Source organism: Bradyrhizobium sp. SZCCHNS1022, assembly GCF_032484835.1.
Lineage (GTDB): Bacteria > Pseudomonadota > Alphaproteobacteria > Rhizobiales > Xanthobacteraceae > Bradyrhizobium.
On sequence record NZ_JAUETT010000002.1, the window covers coordinates 165845 to 191690 of the forward strand.

Here is a 25846-nt window from a genome sequence, read left to right on the forward strand (position 1 = left end):
GAGCCGCGGCTCAGTGGAGAATGAATATGGGATTGCTCGTCGACGGCCAATGGCACGATGTCTGGTACGACACCGGGGCGACCGGCGGCCGTTTCGTGCGCAAGGACTCGATCTTCCGCAACTTCATCACCGCGGACGGCAGCGCCGGCCCAACCGGCGCAGGCGGTTTCAAGGCGGAAGCCGGACGCTATCACCTCTATGTCAGCCTGGCGTGTCCGTGGGCGCACCGCACCCTGATCATGCGCGCCTTGAAGGGGCTCAACGAGCTGATCTCGGTCTCGGTGGTCAACTGGCTGATGGCGGAGCAGGGCTGGACCTTTGCCGACGGCCCCGGCGTCGTGCAGGACAGCATCAACCACGCGCAGTTCCTGCATCAGGTCTACACCGCGGCCGATCCGCATTATTCGGGCCGGGTCACGGTGCCCGTGCTCTGGGACAAGCAGAGGCGCACCATCGTCAACAACGAATCCGCCGAGATCATCCGGATGCTGAACTCGGCGTTCGACGGCCTCGGGGCCACGCCGGGCGACTACTACCCGCAGGCCCTGCGCGGCGAGATCGATGCGATCAACGCGCGAATCTACGACACGCTCAATAACGGCGTCTACAAATGCGGCTTCGCGACCACGCAAGGCGCTTACGACGAAGCGATCGCTCCCTTGTTCGCCACGCTCGACTGGCTGGAGGACAGGCTCTCGACCCGGCGCTTCCTGCTCGGCGACCGATTGACGGAGGCGGACATCAGGCTGTTCACGACCCTGATCCGCTTCGACGCAGTCTATGTCGGCCACTTCAAATGCAACCTCCGCCGCATCGCCGATTATCCGCATCTTTCGGCCTACACGCGCGATCTCTACCAATGGCCCGGCATCGCTGACACCGTGAACTTCGAGCATATCAAGCGGCATTATTACGAGAGCCACCGCAGCATCAATCCGACCGGCATCGTGCCGGCCGGGCCGCTGCAGGATTTCACCTTGCCGCACGGGCGGGAGCGCCTGTCTCGGTCCTGAGGCGGAAGCCGGCGAAGAGGATGGAATGTCGGGCGAGCGTGATCTGGACAGGCTGCTACGGACCATGTCGCCGCAGCTGCAGGACGGCGTTTTCGTGTTCTGCGCGCTTCCGAGCGATGCTGACATTCCGAGCGCGTTGGCACCACGGCTCTGGTTCCGTGAACGGGAAGGTCTCACCCTGGTCGTCCTGCGGGAGGAGGCTGAACGGGTAGGGCTGCCCGCGCAGTTCGCCTCGCGCCTGATCACGCTCGACGTGCATTCCGCGCTCGATGCTGTGGGATTCCTCGCTGCCGTCACCACCCGCCTGGCGCAGGCCGGCATCAGCGCCAACGCCGTCTCGGCCTTCCATCACGACCATCTGTTCGTGCCGGAGGCCAGCGCCGAGGAGGCACTGCATCTTCTGCAGGAGATGTCCGCGCAGGCGAGCTCCAGCTGAGTGGGCGGTTCGCGTCGTTCCGTTGCGGAAGCGCAGCTCATGGGGCCGCCGGAAAATTTTTCCCGGAAGGCTGTCGATCCGGTCCGCCCCCGTTCGTCTTGGAGACATCACGGATGGAGAACCGGCATGAAAATCTACTGGATCAAGGCTCAGGCGCCGCGCCGCGTGCTGGCGCTGGTCAAGCATCTCGGCGTGCAGGCGGAGTTCATCGACATCAGGGGCGGGCTGAAGACGCCGGAGTTTGCTGCGCTCAATCCCAACATGAAGGCCCCGGTGCTGGTCGACGGCGATCTCGTGCTATGGGAGTCCAACGCGATCATGGCCCATCTCTGCATCAGGGAAAGCTGCGACATGTGGCCGGCCCGCAATCCGCAGCAGCAGGTCGAGGTGCTGCGCTGGCTCTCCTGGAACGATTGTCACTGGGCGCCCGCGGTGGGGCCATTCTACTTTGAGCACATCGTCAAGCGGACGTTCGGCCTCGGCACGCCCGACCGCGCGGCGCTGATCGACAAGGTGGCCAACCTGAAGACGTTTGCAGCCGTGCTCGACGGTCACTTGAAGTCGCGCTCTTATGTCGCCTGCGATCGGCTCACCATTGCCGATTTCGCCTTGGCATCGATGGCGACCGATTGGCGCGAGGCGGAGATGCCGCTCGAGGCGTTTCCCAACATTGTCAGCTGGCTCGACGGGCTGATGCGCCTGCCGGCCTGGGCCGAACCCTGGCCGGAGCTGCAATCGGCCGCAGCCTGAGACATGCAGAATCGGACAAGCGGATCTCTCGGCGAGACGCCCGCCGAGAGTCGGCCTATACCCGCGGCATGATCTGCAGCTCGAGCAGCGCCAGACGCTGCATTGCGGTCACGCTGCGCTCGCCGGCCTTGGCGGCGCGCAGCACCGCTTCCGCGAGCAGCGTGACATGGGTCGAACTGACTGGCTCCGGCAAGGCCGCGATCGCGGCGTCCAGCGCCTGCGTCATCAGCGCGACCACCTCCGGCGAAAAAGCTGCGTCGGAAAAATCCTGCATGATACGACGTCCAAAAATGCTGCATGAGCCGCAACGGATTCCGCCGGCGCGGCCAAAACACGGGAGAGACGGCAACGAAGGTTGTCTCGGCCCGTCGATGACGATGACGCAATACGATCTATCGATGAAAACCCGGAAGCACGGTGCGGGTTCCGCGCGCCACTGCGCGATCGGCGGCGCCGACGTGATTTGCCCGACACCCAGCCCTTGCGTTCGATCGCCACGCATCCGCGTTCACAATGGCGCCTCAGATGGCGCAAGATCGCCTGCGCGTAACGGCTTATTTCGCCAACTGCTTCAATGCGATCGGTGATGCCACGTCCATCGCGATGAAAATTCATGTTTCGCTTTTCCAGAAATTGTGCAATCCTTCTCGCGTCCCGCCTCGATAAGAGGGACGCTTCGCGATCGTCACGAACGTTGGGTGCGGGATGCGGTGGCCTGTCGGCGTTGCAGCGCGCTATCAGCGGCGGACGAACAACATCGGCAGGACGGCGAAATCGAGTGGTCCTGGCGCCCCGACGCTGGCGCTAAGTTGCTCGGGTGATGATCCGAGCGGCGACGGTGGCTAACAAGCCCGGACACCGGGGAGAGCTCGTATAAGCCGTAACCCGCCGCGCAGGGAAGGCCGGATGATCCGGTTGAACCTGTGGTGACTGCCGCCTGCTTTCTTTGTTGCAGGCGGGCCGCGGGTGTCAACCGACATCCGGCCTTCCCCGCGCCCTCTGTTCAGAAGAGGGTGATCAACTGGCAAAGCTCGGACGCATGACGCGCCGCGAGAACGATGAGTTACGTTCCAATGGTGGTGGAAGACACTCAGTGTCATTCCGGGGCGCGCGAAGCACGAGCCCGGAATCTATACTCACGATCATGGTTATGGCTTCCGGGCTCGCCCTTACGGGCGCCCCGGAATGACGACGGGGTGCGTGTCAATTGTGGCCGCCATTGCGAGGGGCCGAAGGCGACGAAGCAATCCAGTACTATATCGACGCTGGATTGCTTCTGCCTACGCCTTTCGGGTTTCGGCGGGACACGTCGCTTCGCTCGCAATGACGGCAGCCGCGAACCGCGGCCTATCCTTTGATGAACGCCAGCAAGTCCGCGTTGATCACGTCGGCATGGGTGGTGGCCATGCCGTGCGGGAAGCCCGGATAGGTCTTCAGCGTGCCATGCTTGAGGAGCTTGATGCCGATGCGCGCGGAATCGTCGATCGGCACGATCTGGTCGTCCTCGCCATGCATCAAGAGCACCGGCACGTCGATCGCCTTGAGGTCCTCGGTGAAGTCGGTCTCCGAGAAGGCCTTGATGCAGTCGTAATGCGCTTTCGTGCCGCCCATCATGCCCTGGCGCCACCAGTTGCGGATCACGCCTTCCGAGACTTTCGCGCCGTCACGGTTGAAGCCGTAGAACGGTCCGGTCGGGATATCGAGGAAGAACTGGGCGCGGTTCGCGGCGAGCGCCGCGCGGAAGCCATTGAACACCTCGATCGGCAGCCCGCCCGGGTTCTTCTCGGTCTTCACCATGATCGGCGGCACCGCGCCGAGCAAAGCGGCCTTGGCGACCCGGCCCTTGCCGTGCCGCGCCACGTAACGCGCGACCTCGCCGCCGCCGGTGGAGTGACCGACATGAACCGCATCCTTCAGGTCGAGCTTTGCGGCAAGTGCCGCGACGTCGGCCGCATAGGTATCCATCTCATTGCCATGCTCGGTCTGGCTGGAGCGGCCATGGCCACGGCGATCATGGGCGATGACGCGAAAGCCCTTCTCCAGGAAGAACAGCATCTGCGCGTCCCAGTCGTCGGCCGAGAGCGGCCAGCCATGGTGAAACACGATGGGCTGGCCGGTGCCCCAATCCTTGTAGAAAATCTGCGTGCCGTCCGATGTCGTCACGAATCCTGAACTCATGGGGACTTGCCTTTCTTGCTTGTTTGACTGCCGCTTTAAAGGAGCGGAGTGGCATCGCCGTCGCCTCTGCGATCGCGATCGGCAACGACGAAGTCGTCAGCTTAGCTGAGGTCGGTGACGTTCTCAGCAACAGACGCGTGATCGTGGCGCCATGCCGCAATCAATCGATCACGATCGATTCAAATGATGCCCGTCATGCATTCCTGGCCGCCGCGATCATTCAGTGTGCGACACGCCGGGGACGTGCCCGTTCGGGATGCAGGGCCGTGGTGCCGAGAGCAAATCTTGAGCAGCGGGGTCAAGCGATTCCCGTCCCGGAGGCGCATTCGCGTCCGCCGATGGACCAGCGCGTCACGGGTCCGGCAATGGACGGGGTGGACACTGGCCCGCGATCCCAGCAATTTGGGCGCGCACTGATTCGGGGCATCAAACGGCCCACGCGGGCCAGAGGCGGCGTCAGCGGGGCTTTTTGAGTTCCCAAGGACCCGGGCGCGCGACATTGCACCGCGCCGTCCGATCGCCTAAAGCGTGATCCAAGGTTGATCAAAAAGGCTCATTCGACGAGCTAACCCACTGAAAACGTAGAGCTAATGGGCAAGAAACTGATTCCGCCGGAACCGGCCGACATCCATGAAGTGCCGCTGCGCGAGGCGCTGGAAGAGCGCTATCTCGCCTATGCGCTCTCGACCATCATGCACCGCGCGCTGCCCGACGCGCGCGACGGACTGAAGCCGGTGCACCGCCGCATCCTCTATGGGATGCGGCTCTTGCGGCTCGATCCGGGGACCGCGTTCAAGAAGTCGGCCAAAATCGTCGGCGATGTGATGGGTTCGTTCCATCCGCATGGCGACCAGGCGATCTACGACGCGATGGTCCGTCTCGCCCAGGATTTCTCCTCGCGCTATCCGCTGGTCGACGGCCAGGGCAATTTCGGCAATATCGACGGCGATAACCCCGCGGCCTACCGCTACACCGAAGCGCGGATGACCGATGTCGCGCGGCTTCTGCTCGAGGGCATCGACGAGGACGGGGTCGAGTTTCGTCCGAATTATGATGGCCAGTCCAAGGAGCCGGTGGTCCTGCCCGGCGGCTTCCCGAACCTGCTCGCCAACGGCGCGCAGGGCATCGCGGTCGGCATGGCGACCTCGATCCCGCCGCATAATGCCGCCGAGCTTTGCGACGCCGCGCTGCATCTGATCGAGAAGCCCGAGGCCAAGTCGCGCGCGCTGCTGCGCTGGGTCAAGGGCCCGGACTTCCCCACCGGCGGCACCGTGATCGATTCCAAGGAGTCGATCATCGAGGCCTACACCACCGGCCGCGGCTCGTTCCGCGTCCGCGCCAAGTGGACCCAGGAAGAGGGCAACCGCGGCACCTGGATCGTCGTCATCACCGAGATTCCGTATCTCGTGCAGAAGTCGCGCCTGGTCGAGAAGATCGCCGAGCTGCTCAACGAGAAGAAGCTGCCGCTGGTCGGCGACGTCAGGGACGAGTCGGCTGAGGACGTCCGGCTCGTCATCGAGCCGAAGTCGAAGAACGTCGACCCGGCGCTGATGATGGAATCGCTGTTCCGGCTCACCGATCTCGAGAGCAAGATCCCACTGAACCTCAACGTGCTGGTGAAGGGCCGCATCCCCAAGGTGGTGGGCCTGGCCGAATGCCTGCGCGAATGGCTCGACCATTTGCGCGACGTGCTGCTGCGGCGCTCGAACTACCGCAAGAAGCAGATCGAGAACCGGCTGGAGATCCTCGGCGGCTACCTGATCGCCTATCTCAACATCGACGAGGTGATCCGGATCATCCGCACCGAGGACGAGCCGAAGCCGGTGCTGATGAAGACCTTCAAGCTCAGCGAGGTGCAGGCCGAGGCCATCCTCAACATGCGCCTGCGCAGCTTGCGCAAGCTCGAGGAAATGGAGATCCGCACCGAGGACAAGGAGCTTCGCAAGGAGCTGAAGGGCATCAACTCGCTGCTGGCATCCGAGACCGAGCAATGGGCCAAGGTCGGTGAGCAGGTGAAGACGGTGCGCGAGATGTTCGGGCCGAAGACCCCACTCGGCAAGCGCCGCACCAATTTCGCCGACGCGCCCGAGCATGATCTCGCCGCGATCGAGGAGGCTTTCGTCGAGCGCGAGCCGGTGACGGTCGTGGTGTCGGAAAAGGGCTGGGTGCGCACCCTCAAGGGCCATGTGGAGGATCTCTCCAATCTCGCCTTCAAAACCGACGACCAGCTCGGCCAATCCTTTTTCGCCGAAAGCACCTCGAAACTGCTGCTGTTTGCGAGCAGCGGCAAATTCTACTCACTCGATGTCGCCAAGCTGCCGGGCGGCCGCGGGCATGGCGAGCCGATCCGCATGTTCATCGATCTCGATCAGGACGCCTCGATCGTGTCGATGTTCGTCAACAAGGGCGGCCGCAAATTCCTGGTGGCGAGCTCCGATGGCCAGGGCTTCGTCGTCACCGAGGAGGATTGCGTCGGCACCACCCGCAAGGGCAAGCAGGTGTTGAACGTGACGGCGCCGGCGGAGGCGCGCGCGATCACCACGGTCGCCGGCGACCAGGTCGCCGTCATCGGCACCAACCACAAGATGGTGATCTTCCCGCTCGATCAGGTGCCGGAGATGGCGCGCGGCCGCGGCGTCCGGTTGCAGAAATACACCAGCGCGCAGCTGTCCGACGTCGCGACCTTCGACCAGAAGGAAGGGCTCGGCTGGAAGGACTCGGCGGGCCGCGACCAGGGCCTTTCCTGGAAGGATCTGGCCGACTTCCGCGGCAACCGCGCCGATGCCGGCCGCATCGCGCAGGGCCTGCCGAAGTCGAACAAGTTCAGCCGGCCGATCGAGTAGCGAGGTAATAGTATCCGTCCGGCGTCGGCCTATATGCTTGAGCGAAAGCGATCGCGCGGTTGCTGTCGCTGATCGGGGCGAGCTCGGATGGCGCATTCTCATTCCGGCGATCATTCCCATGGCCACTCCCATGCGCACGGCCATGCCGGCCACAGCCATGCGCCGGCGAGTTTCGGCGCGGCGTTTGCGATCGGCGTGGCGCTCAATACCGCCTTCGTCATTGCCGAGCTCGTTTTCGGCTATGCCGCGCATTCGCTGGCGCTGATCTCGGACGCGGTCCACAATCTGTCCGACGTGATGTCGCTGCTGCTCGCCTGGGGGGCGCTTTGGCTCGCGCAGAAGCGGCCGACCGACCGGCACACTTACGGGTACAGGCGGGCCTCGATTCTCGCCGCGCTCGTCAATGCCGGCCTCCTGCTCCTCGTGGTCGGCGGCATTGCGGTCGAGGCCATCGACCGGCTGCAAAGCCCGACACAGGTCGCGGGCGCGACCGTGCTATGGGTGGCCAGCCTCGGCATCGTCATCAACGGCGCCACCGCGCTGCTGTTCATGCGCGGCCGGCATGACGATCTCAACATCCGCGGCGCCTATCTGCACATGGCCGCCGACGCCGGCGTGTCCTTTGGCGTGGTGGTTGCCGCCATCATCACCATGGCGACCGGCTGGCTCTGGGTCGATCCGGTGGTCAGCCTTCTGATTGCGGCCGTGGTGCTGGTGAGCGGCTGGGAGCTGGCGCGCGACAGCGTCAATCTGGCGCTCGATGCTGTTCCCCGCGACATCCAACTGCCGGCAGTCCGGGATTATCTTGCCTCGCTCGAGGGCGTCAGCGAGGTCCACGACCTGCACATCTGGGCGATGAGCACCAACGAAACCGCATTGACGGCCCATCTCGTCCGGTGCGGCGGCGCCGACGATGACTTTCTGCACAGGGTTTGTGGGGAACTGTCGCACCGCTTCAACATCCAGCATCCGACCCTGCAGATCGAGACCGATGGTTGCGCCTGCAAGCTCGCCCCGGCGCATGTGGTGTAGAGCGGTGGCCCGGCGAGCCCCCGGAAATCCGAGCACGACGGCCACGGTGCCGATGCCGCGCGGCGGCAGCGGGTCGGAATCCAAGTTCTGTCGTGATAATGTCAACGGCCGTGTCTGTAGTCGACGCCGGACGCCGTGGCCATGCATATGCCGGTGCGGGATAGGCTGAGGGAGAGCGAGAATGCCGTCACATGCGGATCAGTGGGCGCATGATCATGTGTTTCTGGGGGCGCAGCATGAGCGCAACGAGCGCCGCACCTGGTTCGTGGTCGCGCTGACGCTCGCGATGATGATCGGCGAGATCGTCGCCGGCTCGCTGTTCGGCTCGATGGCGCTGCTGGCCGACGGCTGGCACATGGGGACCCACGCGGCAGCGCTCGGGATCGCCGGGCTTGCTTACCTGTTTGCGCGCCGCTACGCGCGCAATCCGCAGTTCACATTCGGCACCGGAAAATTCGGGGAACTCGCCGCCTTCTCCAGCGCCATCATCCTGCTGCTGATCGCGATCCAGATCGCCTATGAGAGCGTGCTCCGTTTGATCAACCCGGTTCCGATCGCCTATGGCGAGGCCGTGGCGGTAGCGGCACTGGGGTTGGTGGTCAATCTCGCCAGCGCCTGGCTGCTGGCTGATAGCCATGATCATCATCATCACGGTCATGGCCACGAACACGTCCATCGTCACGAGCACCATGATGATGACGACGATCACGATCATCATCACCACCATCATGGTCACCACCACGACAACAACCTGCGCGCGGCCTATGTCCATGTGCTGGCCGATGCCGCGACCTCTGTGCTGGCGATCGCTGCGCTTCTGGTCGGGATGTATTCGGGGTGGGCCTGGGCGGATGCCGTCGTCGGCGTGATCGGCAGCGCCGTCATTGCGAGCTGGGCCTATGGGCTGATCCGCGACGCCGGTGCGGTGCTGCTCGACGTCAATGCCGACCGGCGGCTCGAGGCAACCATCCGCGCGCGGCTGGAGGCCGGCGGCGACCATGTCACGGATCTGCATCTGTGGCAGCTCGGTCCGGGGCACCGGGGCGTCGTCGTCTCGCTGGTCTCCGACAATCCCCTGGCACCGGCGACCTACAAGCAACGTCTGCGCGACTTGACCACGCTGAGCCATGTCACGGTGGAGGTCGAGCATGGACTGCGGCGCTGAACGCGAAAGATAGAAGTAAAAGACCGAAGATGGATATCTCCGACCGCCTCGTGCTGATCAATTGGCTGGTGGGGCAGAGCCTCTCCGGGGTGCCGGAGAAAGACATTCTGCGCGGCTTCTGCGAGCGCTGCCGGCAGGGTGGAATCGAGCTGTCCCGCGGGATGATCTTCATCGATACGCTGCATCCGATCTTTGAGGGACGTGGCTTTCGCTGGAACGATCGGCCGACCAATGAAAGCGATACGTTCGAGTATGGATCGACCAGCGAGGGCGAAGCGGCCAACAATTGGAAGCGTTCGACCTTTCACTACATGCTGGAGAAGGGCCACGACGAGTTCAGCATCGATCTCACGAATTGTGCCCATCTGGATTTTTCGCTGATCCATGAGTTCGCAGAGAAGGGCCACCAGCATTTCCTCTCCTTCGTGCACCGCTTCGGCGAGGCCGGCACCCTCGGCCAGATGGATTGCTTCTACTCCTGCTGGCTGACCCGGCGCATCGGCGGCTTCGCGGAAACGCAGGTCGAAGCGCTGCGCGACCTCGTGCCCGTGCTCGGCCTTGCCATCAAGTCTGCGCAGCAGGTCGATATCGTGCGAACGCTGGGCCGGGTCTATCTAGGCCGCGGTGCGTCCGAGCAGGTGCTCCAAGGCCAGATCTCGCGCGGTATCACCGAACGCATCAACGCCGTGCTCTGGTTCTCCGATCTGCGCGGCTCGACCGCGATCTCGGAGAGCATCTCGCCGGACGAGATCATCCCGCTGCTCAACGACTACGCCCAGGCCTCGATCGACGCGATTCACGAGGCAGGCGGTGATGTCCTGAAACTGATCGGCGATGGTGTTCTCGCGATTTTCACCGGCCAGGACATGTCCGAAGCGCGGCGGGCGGCCTTGCGTGCCGAGCACCGGTTTCGACTCAATATGACCGCTCTCAACGCCCGGCGGACACAGGAGGGGCGGCCGGTGACGTCGGCCTATGTCGGTCTGCATGTCGGCGAAGTCTTTTACGGCAATATCGGCAGCGAGGACCGGCTCGACTTCACCGTGGTCGGACCCGCGGTGAATGAGGTCAGCCGCATCGCCTCGATGTGCCGTTCGATCGATCGCGAATTGCTGGCCTCGGCGGAGTTCTGCGACGGGCTCGATGCAGAAGGCCGCCCGCACCTGGTGTCGACCGGCCGTTATGCATTGCGAGGCATCGGACGCGCGCAAGACCTCTATACGCTGGATCCTGAAATCGCCGCGAGCGAGGCGGCAGCGCGCGGCTACGAGGCCTATCTCGGAGCCGGCACTTTGAATCGGGGACCTTGAGCCAAGTCAATGCAATGGAGCGCGAACTCCGCCCAGGATCATGAGTGGGAGATCACGCTATGTATACGCACATTCTGCTGCCGACCGATGGTTCCGACCTGTCCAAAGCCGCGATGAAGCACGGGATTGCACTTGCCAAAGCGACGGGCGCGAAGATCACGGCGCTCGTGGTCTCGACGCCTCTGCACTCGTTGGTCGTCGATCCCACCGCTGCCACCAGGGCGCTGGCGCAGTACAAGGCCTTGGTCGCCGAGCAGACCGCGAAATATCTGAACCACGTCAAGGAAGACGCCGAGCGCGTAGGGGTCGCCTGCGAAACGCTGTGTGTCGAGCACGACAAGCCATACGAAGCCATCGTCGATACCGCCCGCGACCGCGACTGCGATCTGGTGGTGATGGCCTCGCATGGCCTGCGCGGCGTCTCAGCGATCCTGGGCAGCGAGACGCTGAAGGTGCTCACGCACTCGACCGTTCCGATCCTGGTCTATCGCTAGGCGGCCTGCATCTCCGGCTGGCGCGCGAGCGTCACCGCAGGCGATGTGAGGATGACCAGGGCCTGAAGGCCGAAAATGAGGGCGACGAGGTAGAGGCAGACATCGGCTCCATAGGTGCCGCCAATGATGGCGCCCAGCAACGATCCGAGCGGCCGCGCGCCATAGCTCAGGATGTTGATGGCCGAGACGCGACCGAGCAGGCTGGCCGGCGTCACCGATTGGCGCAGGGTGGTGGTCGAGATCACCCACAGAATAGGTCCCGCGCCGAGGAGAAAGAAGCTCAAGCCGGCCAGCCATGGCGAGGGGACGAGCGTGGTCAACGCCATCAGCAGCGCGGCGACGAAGCCGGCGACGGGCCCAAGACCGATCACGATGCCGAAGGCCAGCCGTCGCATGATCCGGGTGGCGAGCAGGGCGCCGAGGACCATGCCGGACCCGAACATCGAGAGCACGGTGCCGACCCCGGTCGCCGACAGCCCGAGTCGATGCACCGCATAGGGCACGAACACGGCCAGCAGCAGGAAATGCGCGGTGTTGAAGATGAACTGGGTGACGAAGACCGGGCGCAGCAATGGATGCCGCAGCACGAACGCGGCGCCTTCCTGGATCTCCGCTCGCGGATGCCGTCGGGGCCGCGGTGGACGGGACGGCTCCTCCACGCCGGTCAGGCAGGCCACGGCGGCGATGGACAGCGCTGCAGCGCAGGCGAAGGCCGCCGCCGCTCCGATCCAGCCCACCAGCATGCCACCGAGCGCCGGTCCCGACGCAAAGGCGATCGTGCGGGCGAGTTCGATCCGCGCATTCGCCGCAGGCAATAAAGCCGGCGTCACCAATGAAGGGACCAGCGCGGGGGCGGCGACACTGAAGACGACGGTGCCGCAGACGGCGGCAAAGCCGAGCGCCGCAAGCAAGGACAATGTGAGCGCGTTGGCCCAGATTGCCAGGAAGATGATGAGCAGGGCGAGCGCCCGCAACGCCTCGGCGGAGGCCATGAGAATTCGTCTTGAGAGACGGTCCGTCAGCAGGCCAGCCGGAATGGCAAACAGGATGAATGGAGCGGTCAGTGCGGTCTGCAACAAGCCGGACTGGCCTTCGCCGACCCCGAGCACGAGCACGGCGACGATGGGAGCGGCAGCCAGCGCAATCTGTTCGGCGGACTGCGCGGCGAGATTGGACCAGGCCAGGCGGTTGAATGTCACGGGCAGGGCGGGCGTAGAGTGGAACATTGCACGGTCCTTGAGGCGATGATGCCCGCCATTCTCGGCAAGCCGGCAACGCGCGCCCACCCGCTTTCCGATTGGGCCCTCAAGCTGCTGTGTGACGATGTCCCGTTACGCCGAACCGACCAGTTGCTGGTGCTCCCCTTAAAGAGAACCGACCGGAACGGATTGGCCTAATTGCAGTTGCAAATCAATTGCATTAAAAAGAATTCTGGTTCAGAATAGCAGCATGGACGCGCATCCGTCAGAATTTTCGCAAGGACATAGCGTCGCGCCGGCGGACGGCGGCCCGCTGGCGCGTGGCTGGAAGGGGGATCGTGGCGCGCCGTCGCTGGGAGAGCTGTTCGGCTCGGTGCGGACGGCGGCCAAAGGATCGCTGTGGCGCAAGTTGCTGGCGTTTCTCGGCCCCGGCTACCTTGTTGCTGTCGGCTATATGGACCCCGGCAACTGGGCGACGTCGCTCGCCGGCGGCTCAAAGTTTGGTTACACGCTGCTGTCGGTGGCGTTGCTTTCCAATCTGATGGCGATCGTGCTGCAGTCGCTCTGCACCCGCCTCGGGGTGGGCACGGGGCGCGATCTCGCGCAAGCCTGTCGCGATGCGACCCCGCGCTGGGTCTCAATTCCGCTGTGGCTGTCGGCGGAGGTCGCGATCACCGCGACCGATCTTGCGGAGGTGATCGGCACCGCGATCGGCCTCGGTCTGCTGTTCGGTATCCCGCTCGCGATCGGCGTCTGCATCACGGCGCTGGATGTGTTTCTCATCCTGGCCTTGCAGGCCTTTGGCTTCCGCTGGATCGAGGCCTTTGTCGTCGCGCTCCTCGGGGTGATTGCTGCCTGTTTCGCGGCCCAGATCGCGATGGCGCACCCGGATTGGGGCGCCGTTCTCAAGGGCTTCGTGCCGACCGGGCAGCTCTTTGCGAATTCCGAGATGCTCTATCTCGCCCTTGGCATTCTCGGCGCCACCGTGATGCCGCATAACCTCTATCTCCATTCGGGCTTGGTGCAGACGCGCGGTTATGGCGACAGCCCCGCGGAGAAGCGCGAGGCGATCACGCTGTCGACGATCGATTCTTCCATTGCACTGTGCCTTGCGTTGACCATCAACGCCTCGATCCTGATCCTGGCTGCGGCGACCTTCCACAGGAGAGGACAGCTCGAGGTTGCAGAGCTCGATCAGGCGCATTCGTTTCTCGCGCCGCTGCTGGGCTCCACGATTGCGCCGAGCCTGTTTGCGATCGCACTCCTATGCTGTGGCCTGAATTCGACGATCACCGCGACCTTGTCGGGTCAGATCGTGATGGAAGGCTTCCTCCACTGGCGGATTGCGCCGTGGCTGCGCCGGCTAATCACACGGACGATCGCGATCGTGCCGGCCGTGGTCGTCACCATCTGGGCTGGCGAGAAGGCCACCGGTCAGCTCCTGATCCTGAGCCAGGTCGTGCTCAGCCTGCAGCTGCCATTCGCCATCGTCCCACTGGTGCTGATCACGGCGAGCCGCGCCAAGATGGGCGCGTTCGTCGCGCCGCGCTGGCTGACGGCCGTTGCGAGCGCGATCGCGGTTGCGATCATCGGGCTGAATGTGAAGCTGGTCGCGGATTATTTGGGATAAGCGAAGCGAGTAGCGAATGAGGAGTAGCGAGTAGGGAAACGAACCATTCGCTACTCCCTATTCGCCAATCGGCCTGCTTCAATCCTGCGGCTCCGGCGCCGTGTGCCCTTCGGCATCCACGCGCAGCCAGCCGGCTGCGGCCAGCCGCTGCTGCGGCAGATAGCGACTCTTGTAGTCCATCTTCTGGGAGCTCTCGATCCAATAACCGAGATAGACGTAAGGCAGGCCCTGCCGTCGCGCACGGGCGATATGGTCGAGGATCATGAAGGTGCCGAGCGAGCGCGAGATCTCCGACGGATCGAAGAACGAATAGACCATGGACAGGCCGTCACTGAGCACATCGGTGAGCGCCGCCGCGACGAGCTCGCCGCCCCGTCCGTTCGGACCGTTGCTTGGATTGCGCCGGCGATATTCGATGATCCGGGTCTCGACATGGCTGTCTTCGACCATCATGGCGTAATCCAGCACCGTCATGTCGGCCATGCCGCCGTGCCGGTGCCGCTGGTCGAGATAGCTGCGGAAGATCGAATATTGCTCCGAGGTGGGGACGGCGCTGCGCTGCTCGCCGACGAGGTCGGCATTGCGGGCGAGTACCTTGCGGAAGTTGCGCGAGGCTCGGAACTCATTCGCGATCACCCGCACCGAGACGCAGGCCCGGCACTGGTCGCAGGCCGGACGATACGCGATCGACTGGCTGCGCCGAAAGCCGCCATGGGTGAGGAGGTCGTTGAGATCGGTCGCCTTGTCGCCGACCAAATGCGTGAAGACCTTCCGTTCCTGCCGCCCCGGTAGATAGGGGCAAGGCGAGGGCGCCGTCAGGTAGAATTGCGGGGTATCACGCGAATGCTGGGTCAAGGATGCTCATCAGCCTCCAAAGCGATGATCGATAGAATTGCGCTCCGGACGCTGCCGGTCAATCGGTTTGATGAGTCAATAGGTGCGGACCGGCTCAACCCGTTGCGAGCGCACCGAGGTGTTGACGATCACGGTTCCCAGAAGGAAGTCGTGCAGCAGCCGCCGGCGGCTGTTGAAGAGCCCAAGCAGAAGCACCAACGGTGACAGCACCGAAATCGAGATCCAGAAACAGACTGCATGCACGGCGCCGAGCACGAAATAGCCCGGTGCTCCGTACCAGGTGCGGAGTTCGAGATCCATGAGGCGCATGCCAATGGTGGCGGAATGCGGACCACCGATGGTGCTGCCGTAATAGACGAGCGCCCAGATCACCGATGCCGGTGAGATCAGCCAGAACAGCGCCCAGCCGAGCCCAAGGGTGATGAGGCCGAACACCGCGATGAAGATCACGGCCAGGACCACTGGAATCGCGAGCACGACCAGGTCGATCAGGAACGCGACCATGCGTCGCAACAGCACGCCGCGAAACAGCTCCGGCTGCAGAGCGGGATCAAACGCGTGAGGCCGAATATCCGGTCCGCCACCGCCCCAGCGGCTACCACCCGAGCCCGTATAGGTCATGGATTGTCCTCCCGATTGGCAAGCAGGACATGGGAACCGCCTCCGGCCTTGCAAGGGCGTGCGGCGAGATGCCGTCGCAAATATTCAGGCAATTCCGGGGCTGCGCCAGGAGCGCCGGACGGGTTCACGGTCTCCGGCAGCCTCGGGAGTTGCAGAACTACGAATTCTGCTGCCGCAGCCTTTCCGCCGCCTGTGGAGCGAAATAAGTCAGCACGCCGTCGGCGCCGGCGCGCTTGAACGCCAACAGGCTCTCCATCATCGCGCGATCGCCGTCGATCCAACCATTATTCGCGGCCGCCGCGATCATCGCGTATTCGCCGGAGACCTGATAGGCGAAGGTCGGCATCGCGAACGTGTCCTTCACGCGGCGGACGACATCGAGGTAGGGCAGGCCGGGCTTCACCATCACCATGTCGGCCCCTTCGGCGATATCCAGCTCGACCTCGCGCAGGGCCTCGTCGGAATTGGCGCTGTCCATCTGATAGGTGCGCTTGTCGCCGGTCAACGCTTTGGCCGAACCGATCGCATCGCGGAACGGACCATAGAATGCAGAGGCATATTTCGCGGCGTAGGCCATGATCTGCACGTCCTGAAAGCCGGCTTGATCGAGCGCCTGCCTGATGGCGCCGACCCGGCCGTCCATCATGTCCGACGGCGCGATGATGTCGCAGCCGGCTTCGGCCTGCACCAGCGCCTGCCTGACCAGGACCGCCACCGTCTCGTCGTTGAGGATCCGGCCATCCTTGATCAGCCCGTCATGCCCGTGGCTCGTGAAGGGATCGAGCGCGACGTCGCAGAGCACGCCGATGTCGGGGAACTCCGCTTTGATGGCACGCACGGCCTGGCAGACCAGATTGTCCGGGTTGCAGGCCTCGGACCCGTTCTCGTCGCGCAGCGAGGGATCGGTATAGGGGAACAGGGCCAGGCAGGGGATGTTCAGCTTGACCGCGCGCTCGGCGTCGCGGACGATTTCGTCGACGCTCAGCCGATCGACGCCGGGCATCGACGCGACCACGCTGCGGGTCTTCTGGCCCTCGACCACGAACAGCGGCCAGATCAGATCGTCAGTGGTCAGGACGTTTTCCCGCACCAGGCGACGGGCCCATTCGGCTTTGCGGTTGCGGCGGGGACGGATGGTCAGATCGAGGGAAGGAGCCACGGTGGTGGTGACATTGCGCGCAACGTCGCGCACTTCGATCGGACGCCCGAATTTGATCGCCATAAGAGTCTCTCTCCTGGAGGAGGTTGCCGGCCGGCTGATTTGACTTGTTGTAATTCCAAATTTCTGTAGCACCTTGACCGCGCGGCGTCACTTGACCTCGCGCAAGCTGCCCGCTCATTTTGACGCAGCAGCTCACCGATAATCGCGCGCCACGCATGACCGAAAGGGGCCACATGAAGGCCATTTGCCCGATCAGACGAGGTCTCGATGCCTGAAATTCCCACCCCGCGGGATCTGCCGCGCGATGGCGCCATGTCGGTTGCAGCGCTGTCGTCGGAGCGTCCGGACAGCGACGATAACGTCTGGACGCGGCGCCTCGTTCTGTTCCTGCGGGTGATGGCGATGCTGTCGATCGCCAAGGGGCTTTATCACTGGGCCCAGGTGACAGGCTTCATCGGGGGCGAGGACGAGGCTTTCGAGAACCAGCCCATGGCCTGGCAGGCGGCAACCGTCTATTTCGCCGTGATCGAGCTGGTCGCAGCGGTCGGGCTGTGGCTCGCCACGCCCTGGGGGGCGGTGGTCTGGCTGACCACCGTGGTCTCGATGGCGGTGATCGAGTTGATGTTCCCCGCCATCTATGGCGGCAGCCTGATCGTGGTCGGGGGCGAAGCCGTCATGCTGGCGGCCTATCTCGTGTTGGCCTGGATGGCGGCACGGGAACGTCCGCCATAGCGGCGTTAACGGTCTCGGCATCGTGAGGTTGTGCGCAATGAGCTTTGCGTCTCGATCTCGTCTCTGGGTTGCGGGTAACGTTTCGAACAGCTTAAAGTCCGTCGCCACAGCTGTTACGCGCTCCTTAGCGCGGGGCGATGCACCTGTTTTGGAATGTGACAGGGCTTGGGACAAAGCGCGAACATCACACGCTCACCGTCAATGGAGTCTTGCGTAAAGTGCTTTAATCGCTGGCTTAAAAGAGAATTCACTCTCTTAAATTCATTCTGTATTTATGCTCTTGTTTAAGCCGATATTCAAATCGGCCCCCTTAAGCTCGTTTTATCAGACGGGACAAAAGTTTCGTCGAATAAGTCGACAAAAACGACGACAGGGGAAGTGTCATGATGAAAGCCGTTGCTACGGCCGTGGAGACTGAGCGCGCGCCCCAGGGCACCGTGCAGTCGGCGTACCTGGAAGCCTTGACCTTGGTGGAGCGGCTGCACCGCCGCCTGCTCGATGTCATCAAGGACGAGTTCGATCGCCGCGGTCGCTCTGATATCAACTCGGTTCAGGCTCTGCTGCTCTACAACATCGGCGACAAGGAGCTGACCGCCGGTGAGCTGCGCACCCGCGGTTATTATCTCGGCTCCAACGTTTCGTATAACTTGAAGAAGCTGGTCGAACTCGGCTTCCTCGATCATCAGCGCTCGCGCGTCGACCGCCGCTCGGTGCGCATCCGCCTGACGCCGCAGGGTCAGGAGATCCGCAAGATCGTCGAGGCGCTGTATCAGAAGCACGTCAAGACGGTGGAGCAGGTGGGGGGCATCTCCAACGAGGAGTTCGCCACGCTCAATAAGTCGCTGCACCGGCTCGAGCGCTTCTGGACCGATCAGATCCTCTATCGGCTCTGATCGCAGTCAAACAAGGTCGGGCGGGGGCGCGCCCGCAAAGCGCCTTGCTGTACAACCTGACATGTCCCGGCGCGCCGGCTCGTGATGCGAGCCGGCGCGTTCGTCTTTTGCGTTCGCGGAAAACTCCCGTTGCGCATTGGAACCAGATCGGCGTCAGCGGGGTTGTCCCACCGCGCCGGAGGACGAACGATGCTGGTTGAACGTGGCATGCAGGCGATGAGTGCGGAGGTCGTAAGCGATGCTTATGCCATCGCTGCGAACTACTTGCGCCGCTCAGGCGGCATGCCCGACACGTTCCAGCCCAACGACCACCTGGTCGACATCATCGTTCTCCTGTTTCAACGCGGCGAGTTCAACAAGCTGAAGCTCGCCAACATGGCGATCGCAATGTTCGAGGCTGCGACGCCGCCTGACTGAAGGGGACCCCATGGAAGCTGCGATCGATCGCATCATGCACACCTACGACCTGCTCGCGAACCGTACCTCTGCGGCGAGCGAAGAGGCGCGGCGCAAGGTGGCCGACTACGTGAAGACGTTGTTCGAAGCCGGCGAGCGCGACCCACACCGGCTCACCGTGTGTGGCCTGACCTATCTGCGCCAGCTCGATGGCCGCGTCGATCCGGTGAAGGCGGGCTATACGGGGCTTTGAGCCTACCCCCACGCAAAACGATTGCATCGGCACAGACACAACCTGTATGAAGCGACCGCTTCATACAGGTTTTCGTGTTGGGGGCACCGATGCTGGGGTTGTCGCGCGCATTCTACATTCCGCTCTTGTTGATCTCGACCTGTTCCCAGAACGCGTCGCCAACTGCCGATGCCGTTGGCAACGCCACGGCCGCCGCGGAGCCGGTCCTGGTCGCAAATCCGACCAAGGTCGGCGAATGTGCGGAGAGAACGATCGCCGAGATCGCGGACCGCTCCGGGGAGAAGCTCTCGCGGAAACCGATCAAGAGGGGTGTGATCGATCCCGGCAGCTATGTTCGCTACACCAACAAGGACACGCAGGTGTCGTATGAGTGGGATGCTGCGCTTGCTGGCTCGAAAGTGGGCGACAAGGTTCGGTTCTGCCTCATCTCCATTCCGAAGGATTGTCCGCCCGGCGATGACCGGGGTCGTGTCTACGAGACCACGAATCTCCGGACCAATCAGGCCTGGAAGATGCCCGACGACCAGCACATGTGCGGCGGGGCCTGACGGCGGTTGGCGCGGCCGGAGCCTCCCAGGGCCGAGGGCTTTCAGCGCGTGCCCGTCCACCATATCTTGGCATAAATCGGAGGCCTGACCGCAACCGCTTGGCCTGACCCGGCCGGTGTGGTAATGGCGAAGAGTTCTTTCCGACCGCCTCGAGAAACCGACCGCAATCCGCTAAAGGCTTGCGGCCGCGGAGATATTTCGCCGATGACAGCCACCAGCGCCAAGCCCTCATCCGCCCCCGATTCCTTCTTCACCGCCACGCTCGCCGAGGCCGATCCGGAGATCGCGGCAGCCATCAAGGGCGAACTCGGTCGCCAGCGGCATGAGATCGAGCTGATCGCATCCGAGAACATCGTCAGCCGGGCCGTACTGGAAGCGCAGGGCTCGGTGATGACCAACAAATATGCGGAAGGCTATCCGGGCGCGCGCTATTATGGCGGCTGCGAATGGGTCGACGTCGCCGAGAACCTCGCGATCGACCGCGCCAAGAAGCTGTTCGGCGCCAACTTCGCCAACGTGCAGCCGAACTCCGGCAGCCAGATGAACCAGGCGGTGTTCCTGGCGCTCTTGCAGCCTGGCGACACCTTCATGGGCCTCGACCTCGCGGCGGGCGGTCACCTGACCCATGGCTCGCCGGTGAACATGTCCGGCAAATGGTTCAAGGCCTCGCATTACACGGTGCGGCGCGAGGACCAACTGATCGACATGGACGCGGTCGCCAAGCAGGCCGAAGAGGTGAAGCCGAAGCTGATCATCGCCGGCGGCAGCGCCTATTCGCGCCCCTGGGACTTCAAGCGCTTCCGCGAGATCGCCGACAGCGTCGGCGCCTACTTCTTGGTCGACATGGCGCACTTCGCCGGCCTCGTCGCCGGCGGCGTCCATGCCTCGCCGGTGCCGCACGCCCATGTCGTAACCACGACGACGCACAAATCGTTGCGTGGCCCGCGCGGCGGCCTGATCCTGTGGAACGACGAGTCCCTGACCAAGAAGCTCAACTCCGCGATCTTCCCGGGCCTGCAGGGTGGCCCGCTGATGCACGTGATCGCGGCCAAGGCGGTGGCCTTTGCCGAGGCGCTGCGTCCCGAGTTCAAGGCCTACGCCAAGAACATCGTCGAGAACGCCAAGGCGCTCGCGGAGTCCCTGCGCGCCCACGGTTTCGACATCGTCTCCGGCGGCACCGACAACCATCTGATGCTGGTCGACCTGCGGCCGAAGGGCTTGAAGGGCAACGTGTCGGAGAAGGCGCTGGTCCGGGCCGGAATCACCTGCAACAAGAACGGCATCCCGTTCGATCCGGAGAAGCCCTTCGTCACCTCTGGCCTCCGTCTCGGGACGCCGGCGGCGACCACCCGTGGTTTCGGCGTCGCCGAATTCCAGGAGGTTGCCGGCCTGATCGCAGAGGTGCTGAACGCGATCGCGCAGGCGCCGGACGGCAGCGCGCCGCTGGTCGAGGCCGCCGTGAAGCAGAAGGTGAAGGCGCTGACCGATCGTTTCCCGATCTATCAGTAAGGCTCAACTGGTGCGGCGGATTTGAACTTTCCTCATCTTTGCCGCACCCGCTTGTCGGAACTTCGGATTCAAAGCCGCACGAAAATCGAAAGTCGCTAGTGCTGCTTTGATGCCGAAGTTCGCAAAAGAAGGTGGCCGCGAGACGATGCGAACTTCGGAATCGGAGCACTAGATGCGCTGCCCCAGCTGCAACAGCCTCGATACGCAGGTGAAGGACTCCCGGCCCACCGAGGACTCCTCGGTGATCCGGCGGCGGCGGGTCTGCCTCTCCTGCAACTTTCGCTTCACCACCTTCGAGCGGGTGCAGCTGCGCGAACTCACCGTGATCAAGCGCAACGGTCGCCGCGTGCCGTTCGACCGCGACAAGCTGATGCGCTCGGTGCAAATCTCCTTGCGCAAGCGCGCCGTCGATCCGGAGCGCGTGGAGAAGATGGTTTCGGCGATCGTGCGCGAGCTCGAGAGCGGCGGCGAGGCGGAGGTGTCGTCGGAGGCGATCGGCGAGATCGTGATGGAGCACCTGCGTCAGCTCGACGACGTCGCCTATGTCCGCTTCGCCTCGGTCTATCGCAATTTCCGCGAAGCCAAGGATTTCGAGGCGGTTCTCGGCGAGCTGTCTTCCGAGGACGACGCGCCGCGGCTCGCGCCGGTCCGCAAATGATCTTTCGCGTGCTGATCGACCAGGTCGGCGAGAAGCTTCGCGCGCAGAAGGAAGCCGACCGCCGCTTCATGCAACTGGCGCTGTCGCTCGGGCAGCGTGGGCTGGGCCGCACCTGGCCCAATCCGGCGGTCGGGGCCGTGGTGGTCAAGGATGGCATCATCGTCGGGCGCGGCTGGACCCAGCCCGGCGGGCGTCCGCATGCGGAGCCCGAGGCGCTCAGGCGCGCCGGCGAAGCGGCAAAAGGCGCCACGCTTTATGTGACGCTCGAACCGTGCTCGCACTTCGGAAAGTCGCCGCCCTGTGTGGATGCGGTGATTGCCGCCGGCGTCGCGCGAGTGGTGTCGGCGATCGAAGATCCCAATCCGGAGGTTGCAGGGCAGGGCCATGCGAAATTGCGCGCTGCCGGCATCCAGGTCGAGGTCGGCCTGTGTTCGGCTGACGCGGCGCGTGACCACGCCGGTCACTTCCGCCGCGTCCGCGATGGGCGCCCGCATGTCATCCTCAAGCTGGCGGTCTCCGCGGATGACAAGATCGCGGCGGCCGGCCACAAGCCGGTGGCGATTACCGGCGAATCCGCCAGGACACGCGTTCACCTGCTCCGCGCCCAATGCGATGCGATCCTGGTCGGCATCGGCACGGTGCTCGCCGACGATCCGCTTCTGACCTGCCGCTTGCCGGGCATGGCGAGCCGATCGCCCGTGCGGGTGGTGCTCGACACGGCGCTGCGCATTCCGGTAGACAGCCGGCTGATGCGGTCGGCGCGCGCGACGCCGCTCTGGCTGGCCTGCGCCGAAACGGCGGAGGCTGCGGCGGCCACTCGGCTCGGCGCGGCGGGCGCGCAGGTGATCCGGATGCCGCCTTGCCCGTCGCCCGGGCTTGACCTCGCGGCCGTCCTGCGCGCGCTCTCCGAACGCGGCGTCACCCGCCTGATGGTCGAGGGTGGCAGCCAGGTGGCATCCTCTTTCATGGCCAGCGGCCTGGTCGATGAAATCTGGCTGCTGCGGGGACCTGAGCCGGTCGGGGCGGATGGGATCGCTGCGCTGAGTGCATTGCCGCTCGCCGCAATCACGCAGTCGCCGGCCTACCGGGTTCGTGCTAGCGAGACGCTCGATACCGACACCCTCACGATTTATGAGCGCACCTAAATGTTTACCGGCATTGTCACCGATGTGGGTGAGATCCTGAGCCTGACGCCGACGGCGCAGGGCCAGCTGCATCGGTTGCGCGTTGCCTGCCATTACGACCGGGCTGGGATCGCCGATGGCGCTTCGATCGCCAATAACGGCGTCTGCCTGACAGTTGTGCAATCCGGCATTGCCGATGGAAAGACCTGGTTCGAGGTCGATACCGCCGCCGAGACCCTGGCGCTGACCACGGCGAAACATTGGAAGGTCGGCACCAGGTTGAACCTGGAGCGGGCGTTGAAGATCGGCGACGAGTTGGGCGGCCATATCGTCGCCGGCCATGTCGACGGGATCGCGACCATCGTGAGCCGCGAGGATCTGCCGGACATGGCGCGCTTCGTGCTAAAGACCTCGCGCGAGCTTGCCCGTTTCATCGCGCCGAAAGGCTCGGTGACGCTCGATGGCGTGTCGCTGACGATCAACACGGTGGACGATGTGACGTTCTCGGTGCTGATCATTCCGCATACGCTCGAGGTGACCACGTTGTCGTCCTGGCAGGCAGGCACCGAGGTCAATATCGAGGTCGACCTCATGGCGCGCTACGCGGCGCGCCTGGCGGAGATGAGATAGCTTTTCCTTGGCATTGTCGGCGGCCACGCTTACAAGGCCAACCCTCATGGCGAGGAGGCGCATGCACCCGAGCAGGCCGACCGGTCGCGAGGTTGTCGGCGGACGGTGCGCTCCGAAAGCGCCGTCTCGAACCATGAGGCCGAAATTCATCCGCCCCTTCGAGACGCGGCCAATTGGCCGCTCCTCCGGGTGAGGCACCATGACGATGGAAACATACTGATGGCAGACGCGCGGCGCGCCCCATTGAAGGACCAGACCGACATTTCCGGCGCCCGGGCGCTGATCGTGGAGGCGCGGTTCTATGACGACATCCAGGACGCGCTGCTCGAAGGGGCGGTGGCCGAGCTGAAGGGGGCCGGCGTCACGCATGACGTGCTCACGGTCCCCGGTGCGCTGGAGATCCCGGCCGCGATCGCCATCGCGCTGGACGCGGCGGAGAGCCACGGCAAGCCCTATGACGCGGCGATCGCGCTCGGCTGCGTGATCCGCGGCGACACCATCCATTTCGAGATCGTGTCCAACGAATCCTCACGCGCGCTGATGGACCTCGCGGTCAACAGGCGGCTGCCGCTCGGCAACGGCATCCTCACCGTCAACACCGAGGCGCAGGCCTGGGCACGGGCGCGCGCTGCCGAGCTCAACAAGGGCGGCGACGCGGCACGTGCCGCGCTCGCGATGCTGCGCATCAAGCGCCGCCTTGCCAGAGGTTGATCCATGGCCGAGCCCAGGAACAAGACCGAGACCAAGCACAAGGGCCCCGATCGCAAGGCCAATCGCCGCGGGGCGGCGCGGCTCGCCGCCGTGCAGGCGCTCTACCAGATGGACATCGGCGGCACCGGCATCAACGACATCTTCGCCGAATATGAGAGCCACTGGATCGGCAATGAGGTCGAGGGCGAGCAATATCTGCCGGCCGAAGCTGCCTTCTTCCGGGATATCGTCTCCGGCGTGGTGCGCGATCAGAAGAAGATCGATCCGGTGCTCGACGAGGCTTTGTCGCGCGGCTGGCCGCTGAAGCGGATCGAGGCGATCCTGCGCGCGGTGCTGCGCGCCGGCGCCTATGAGCTCGAACATCGCAAGGATATTCCGGCGCGCGTCGTCGTGTCCGAATATGTCGATGTCGCGCATGCTTTCGTGGAGCGTGACGAGACCGGCATGGTGAATGCGGTGCTCGATCAGCTCGCGCGGCAATATCGCGGTGACGAGTTCGAGCAGAAGTAGTTGGATGCATTGGGCCGGAGCACAATCGTTGCGGAACGGTTCGGAACCAACCGGTTTATTCGGCTGTCATCACCCGCGAAGGCGGGTGAACCAGTATTCCAGAGACATTCGAGGGATACGGACGGGCCGCGGCGTGCTTGATCGCCCGGTCAAGCCGAGCGCTGACAATGTGGCGCGGCGAGGGAACTGATGACCCATGACCCTCCCTCCGGCGAAGATTCCCTGATCGCGCGCTATTTCAAGCCGCTGGCGACCGATCCCGGTGCCTTCGGCCTCGTCGATGACGCCGCGATCATCAAGGCCGATGGCGATGATATTGTGGTCAAGACCGACGCTATCGTCGAGGGGGTCCACTATCTGCCCGACGATCCGCCTGATGCGATCGCCAAGAAGGCGCTGCGGGTCAATCTCTCCGATCTCGCAGCCAAGGGCGCGACGCCGGCCGGCTTCGTCCTGACGCTGGCGCTGCGCAAAGCCGATGATGCCTGGCTCAGCGCCTTCGCCCGTGGGCTCGGCGAGGATGCCGCAAGCTTCGGCTGTCCGCTGCTCGGCGGCGACACCGTCTCGACGCCGGGACCGGTGATGATCTCGATTGCGGCCTGGGGCAGGGTGCCTTCGGGCCGCATGGTGCACCGCTTCGGGGCCATGCCGGCAGATGGCGTCTTTGTCACCGGGACGATCGGGGATGCCGTGCTCGGCCTCGACGTGCTCAAGGGCGGCGCCGCGGCCAAGGCGCTTGCGAGCGATCCTGCCGCGCGCGAGATGCTGGTCGGACGCTATCGGGTGCCGCAACCGCGCAACGCCTTGGCCGCGACGGTCCGGGATTTTGCGACGGCGTCCATGGATGTCTCGGACGGCCTGGCCGGCGACCTCGCCAAGCTGTGCGCCGCCTCCGGTGTCAGCGCCGACATCCAACTGTCACGTCTTCCGACCTCGTCCGCAGCCACCGCTTTGCTCACCCTTGGTGCGGCGCGGATCGAGACATTGATTTCCGGCGGCGACGATTATGAGATTCTCTGTACGGTTCCTGCAGCGCAGCGCGACGGATTTCTGGCGGCGGCCGGACGCGTCGGTGTCGCGGTCACCGAGATCGGTACCGTCGTTGCGGGAATGGCTCGTCCCCGCTTTCTGGATGGACGGGGCGCCGAGATCAGCTTGAAGCACTTGTCCTTCAGTCACTTCTGACACCCATTC

27 protein-coding genes are annotated in these 25846 nt (G+C 64.2%); 21 read left to right on the plus strand and 6 right to left on the minus strand.

Annotated features, from left to right (window positions below; genetic code table 11):
* The first annotated feature begins 26 nt into the window (after positions 1-26).
* From QX071_RS14265 to QX071_RS14275, 3 genes are all read left to right on the plus strand, one after another.
* The gene (locus QX071_RS14265; RefSeq protein WP_315729003.1) at positions 27-1013 is read left to right on the plus strand and encodes a glutathione S-transferase family protein; all 987 of its coding nucleotides are present in this window, start codon (positions 27-29) and stop codon (positions 1011-1013) included.
* Between the two features lie 25 nt (positions 1014-1038).
* The gene (locus QX071_RS14270) at positions 1039-1449 is read left to right on the plus strand and encodes an ACT domain-containing protein (protein WP_315703352.1); all 411 of its coding nucleotides are present in this window, start codon (positions 1039-1041) and stop codon (positions 1447-1449) included.
* A 126-nt stretch (positions 1450-1575) separates the two neighbouring features.
* Entirely contained in the window at positions 1576-2199 is a 624-nt protein-coding gene (locus QX071_RS14275) for a glutathione S-transferase family protein (RefSeq protein WP_315703353.1), read from the plus strand.
* Between the two features lie 55 nt (positions 2200-2254).
* Here QX071_RS14275 and QX071_RS14280 read toward each other — a convergent pair whose 3' ends face one another.
* Positions 2255-2473, minus strand: coding sequence for a hypothetical protein (locus QX071_RS14280; RefSeq protein WP_315703354.1), 219 nt, complete (start codon positions 2471-2473; stop codon positions 2255-2257).
* Positions 2474-3546: 1073 nt separating this feature from the next.
* Positions 3547-4377 carry an alpha/beta hydrolase gene (locus QX071_RS14285; protein WP_315703355.1) on the minus strand — a complete coding sequence of 277 codons (831 nt, stop codon included), beginning with the start codon at positions 4375-4377 and terminating at the stop codon, positions 3547-3549.
* A 590-nt stretch (positions 4378-4967) separates the two neighbouring features.
* Here QX071_RS14285 and parC point away from each other — a divergent pair.
* The 5 genes from parC to QX071_RS14310 all read left to right on the plus strand — a co-directional run bounded on the left by parC (position 4968) and on the right by QX071_RS14310 (position 11221).
* Positions 4968-7220 carry a DNA topoisomerase IV subunit A gene (gene parC / locus QX071_RS14290; RefSeq protein ID WP_315703356.1) on the plus strand — a complete coding sequence of 751 codons (2253 nt, stop codon included), beginning with the start codon at positions 4968-4970 and terminating at the stop codon, positions 7218-7220.
* 87 nt (positions 7221-7307) lie between these two features.
* Positions 7308-8252: a cation diffusion facilitator family transporter gene (locus QX071_RS14295; RefSeq protein WP_315703357.1), complete on the plus strand. Its 945-nt coding sequence runs from the start codon at positions 7308-7310 to the stop codon at positions 8250-8252.
* Between the two features lie 181 nt (positions 8253-8433).
* Positions 8434-9417, plus strand: a complete 984-nt coding sequence (dmeF, locus tag QX071_RS14300) for a CDF family Co(II)/Ni(II) efflux transporter DmeF (protein ID WP_315703358.1) — start codon at positions 8434-8436, stop codon at positions 9415-9417.
* Positions 9418-9446: 29 nt separating this feature from the next.
* The gene (locus QX071_RS14305; RefSeq protein WP_315703359.1) at positions 9447-10727 is read left to right on the plus strand and encodes an adenylate/guanylate cyclase domain-containing protein; all 1281 of its coding nucleotides are present in this window, start codon (positions 9447-9449) and stop codon (positions 10725-10727) included.
* Positions 10728-10786: 59 nt separating this feature from the next.
* The gene (locus tag QX071_RS14310) at positions 10787-11221 is read left to right on the plus strand and encodes a universal stress protein (protein ID WP_315703360.1); all 435 of its coding nucleotides are present in this window, start codon (positions 10787-10789) and stop codon (positions 11219-11221) included.
* Here QX071_RS14310 and QX071_RS14315 read toward each other — a convergent pair.
* Positions 11218-12447: an MFS transporter gene (locus QX071_RS14315; protein ID WP_315703361.1), complete on the minus strand. Its 1230-nt coding sequence runs from the start codon at positions 12445-12447 to the stop codon at positions 11218-11220. The two genes, QX071_RS14310 and QX071_RS14315, sit on opposite strands and share 4 nt — an antisense overlap.
* Before the next feature lie 223 nt (positions 12448-12670).
* Between QX071_RS14315 and QX071_RS14320 the strand changes: the two genes are divergently transcribed.
* Positions 12671-14050 (plus strand): Nramp family divalent metal transporter, encoded by a 1380-nt coding sequence (locus QX071_RS14320; RefSeq protein WP_315703362.1) that lies wholly within the window; start codon positions 12671-12673, stop codon positions 14048-14050.
* Between the two features lie 78 nt (positions 14051-14128).
* On the opposite strand, the gene QX071_RS14325 is transcribed toward QX071_RS14320, so the two are convergent.
* From QX071_RS14325 to hemB, 3 genes are all read right to left on the minus strand, one after another.
* Entirely contained in the window at positions 14129-14905 is a 777-nt protein-coding gene (locus tag QX071_RS14325; RefSeq protein WP_315703363.1) for an arginyltransferase, read from the minus strand.
* Positions 14906-14980: 75 nt separating this feature from the next.
* Positions 14981-15526 (minus strand): RDD family protein, encoded by a 546-nt coding sequence (locus tag QX071_RS14330; protein WP_315703364.1) that lies wholly within the window; start codon positions 15524-15526, stop codon positions 14981-14983.
* A 157-nt stretch (positions 15527-15683) separates the two neighbouring features.
* A complete protein-coding gene (hemB, locus tag QX071_RS14335) occupies positions 15684-16748 on the minus strand; it encodes a porphobilinogen synthase (protein WP_315703365.1) in 1065 nt (354 codons plus the stop codon).
* A gap of 207 nt (positions 16749-16955) precedes the next feature.
* On the opposite strand from hemB, the gene QX071_RS14340 reads away from it, so the two are divergent.
* From QX071_RS14340 to thiL, 12 genes are all read left to right on the plus strand, one after another.
* Positions 16956-17420, plus strand: a complete 465-nt coding sequence (locus tag QX071_RS14340) for a DUF6163 family protein (protein ID WP_315703366.1) — start codon at positions 16956-16958, stop codon at positions 17418-17420.
* 383 nt (positions 17421-17803) lie between these two features.
* Positions 17804-18313: a transcriptional regulator LdtR gene (gene ldtR / locus QX071_RS14345; protein WP_315703367.1), complete on the plus strand. Its 510-nt coding sequence runs from the start codon at positions 17804-17806 to the stop codon at positions 18311-18313.
* Between the two features lie 189 nt (positions 18314-18502).
* Positions 18503-18730 (plus strand): hypothetical protein, encoded by a 228-nt coding sequence (locus QX071_RS14350; protein ID WP_315703368.1) that lies wholly within the window; start codon positions 18503-18505, stop codon positions 18728-18730.
* Positions 18731-18740: 10 nt separating this feature from the next.
* Positions 18741-18962 (plus strand): hypothetical protein, encoded by a 222-nt coding sequence (locus QX071_RS14355; RefSeq protein WP_315703369.1) that lies wholly within the window; start codon positions 18741-18743, stop codon positions 18960-18962.
* A gap of 89 nt (positions 18963-19051) precedes the next feature.
* Complete coding sequence (locus QX071_RS14360) at positions 19052-19510, plus strand: hypothetical protein (RefSeq protein ID WP_315703370.1); 459 nt, start codon at positions 19052-19054, stop codon at positions 19508-19510.
* Positions 19511-19714: 204 nt separating this feature from the next.
* The gene (gene glyA, locus QX071_RS14365) at positions 19715-21019 is read left to right on the plus strand and encodes a serine hydroxymethyltransferase (protein ID WP_315703371.1); all 1305 of its coding nucleotides are present in this window, start codon (positions 19715-19717) and stop codon (positions 21017-21019) included.
* 172 nt (positions 21020-21191) lie between these two features.
* Positions 21192-21677, plus strand: a complete 486-nt coding sequence (gene nrdR, locus QX071_RS14370; protein ID WP_315703372.1) for a transcriptional regulator NrdR — start codon at positions 21192-21194, stop codon at positions 21675-21677.
* Positions 21674-22822, plus strand: coding sequence for a bifunctional diaminohydroxyphosphoribosylaminopyrimidine deaminase/5-amino-6-(5-phosphoribosylamino)uracil reductase RibD (gene ribD / locus QX071_RS14375; RefSeq protein ID WP_315703373.1), 1149 nt, complete (start codon positions 21674-21676; stop codon positions 22820-22822). Before nrdR ends, ribD begins: the two co-directional genes overlap by 4 nt.
* Positions 22823-23431: a riboflavin synthase gene (locus QX071_RS14380; RefSeq protein WP_315703374.1), complete on the plus strand. Its 609-nt coding sequence runs from the start codon at positions 22823-22825 to the stop codon at positions 23429-23431. It abuts the gene before it with no gap.
* A 219-nt stretch (positions 23432-23650) separates the two neighbouring features.
* Complete coding sequence (gene ribH, locus QX071_RS14385; RefSeq protein ID WP_315703375.1) at positions 23651-24142, plus strand: 6,7-dimethyl-8-ribityllumazine synthase; 492 nt, start codon at positions 23651-23653, stop codon at positions 24140-24142.
* Positions 24143-24145: 3 nt separating this feature from the next.
* On the plus strand, positions 24146-24652 hold the full coding sequence (gene nusB / locus QX071_RS14390; RefSeq protein WP_315703376.1) for a transcription antitermination factor NusB: 507 nt from the start codon (positions 24146-24148) through the stop codon (positions 24650-24652).
* 189 nt (positions 24653-24841) lie between these two features.
* On the plus strand, positions 24842-25837 hold the full coding sequence (gene thiL, locus QX071_RS14395) for a thiamine-phosphate kinase (protein WP_315703377.1): 996 nt from the start codon (positions 24842-24844) through the stop codon (positions 25835-25837).
* Positions 25838-25846: the final 9 nt, after the last annotated feature.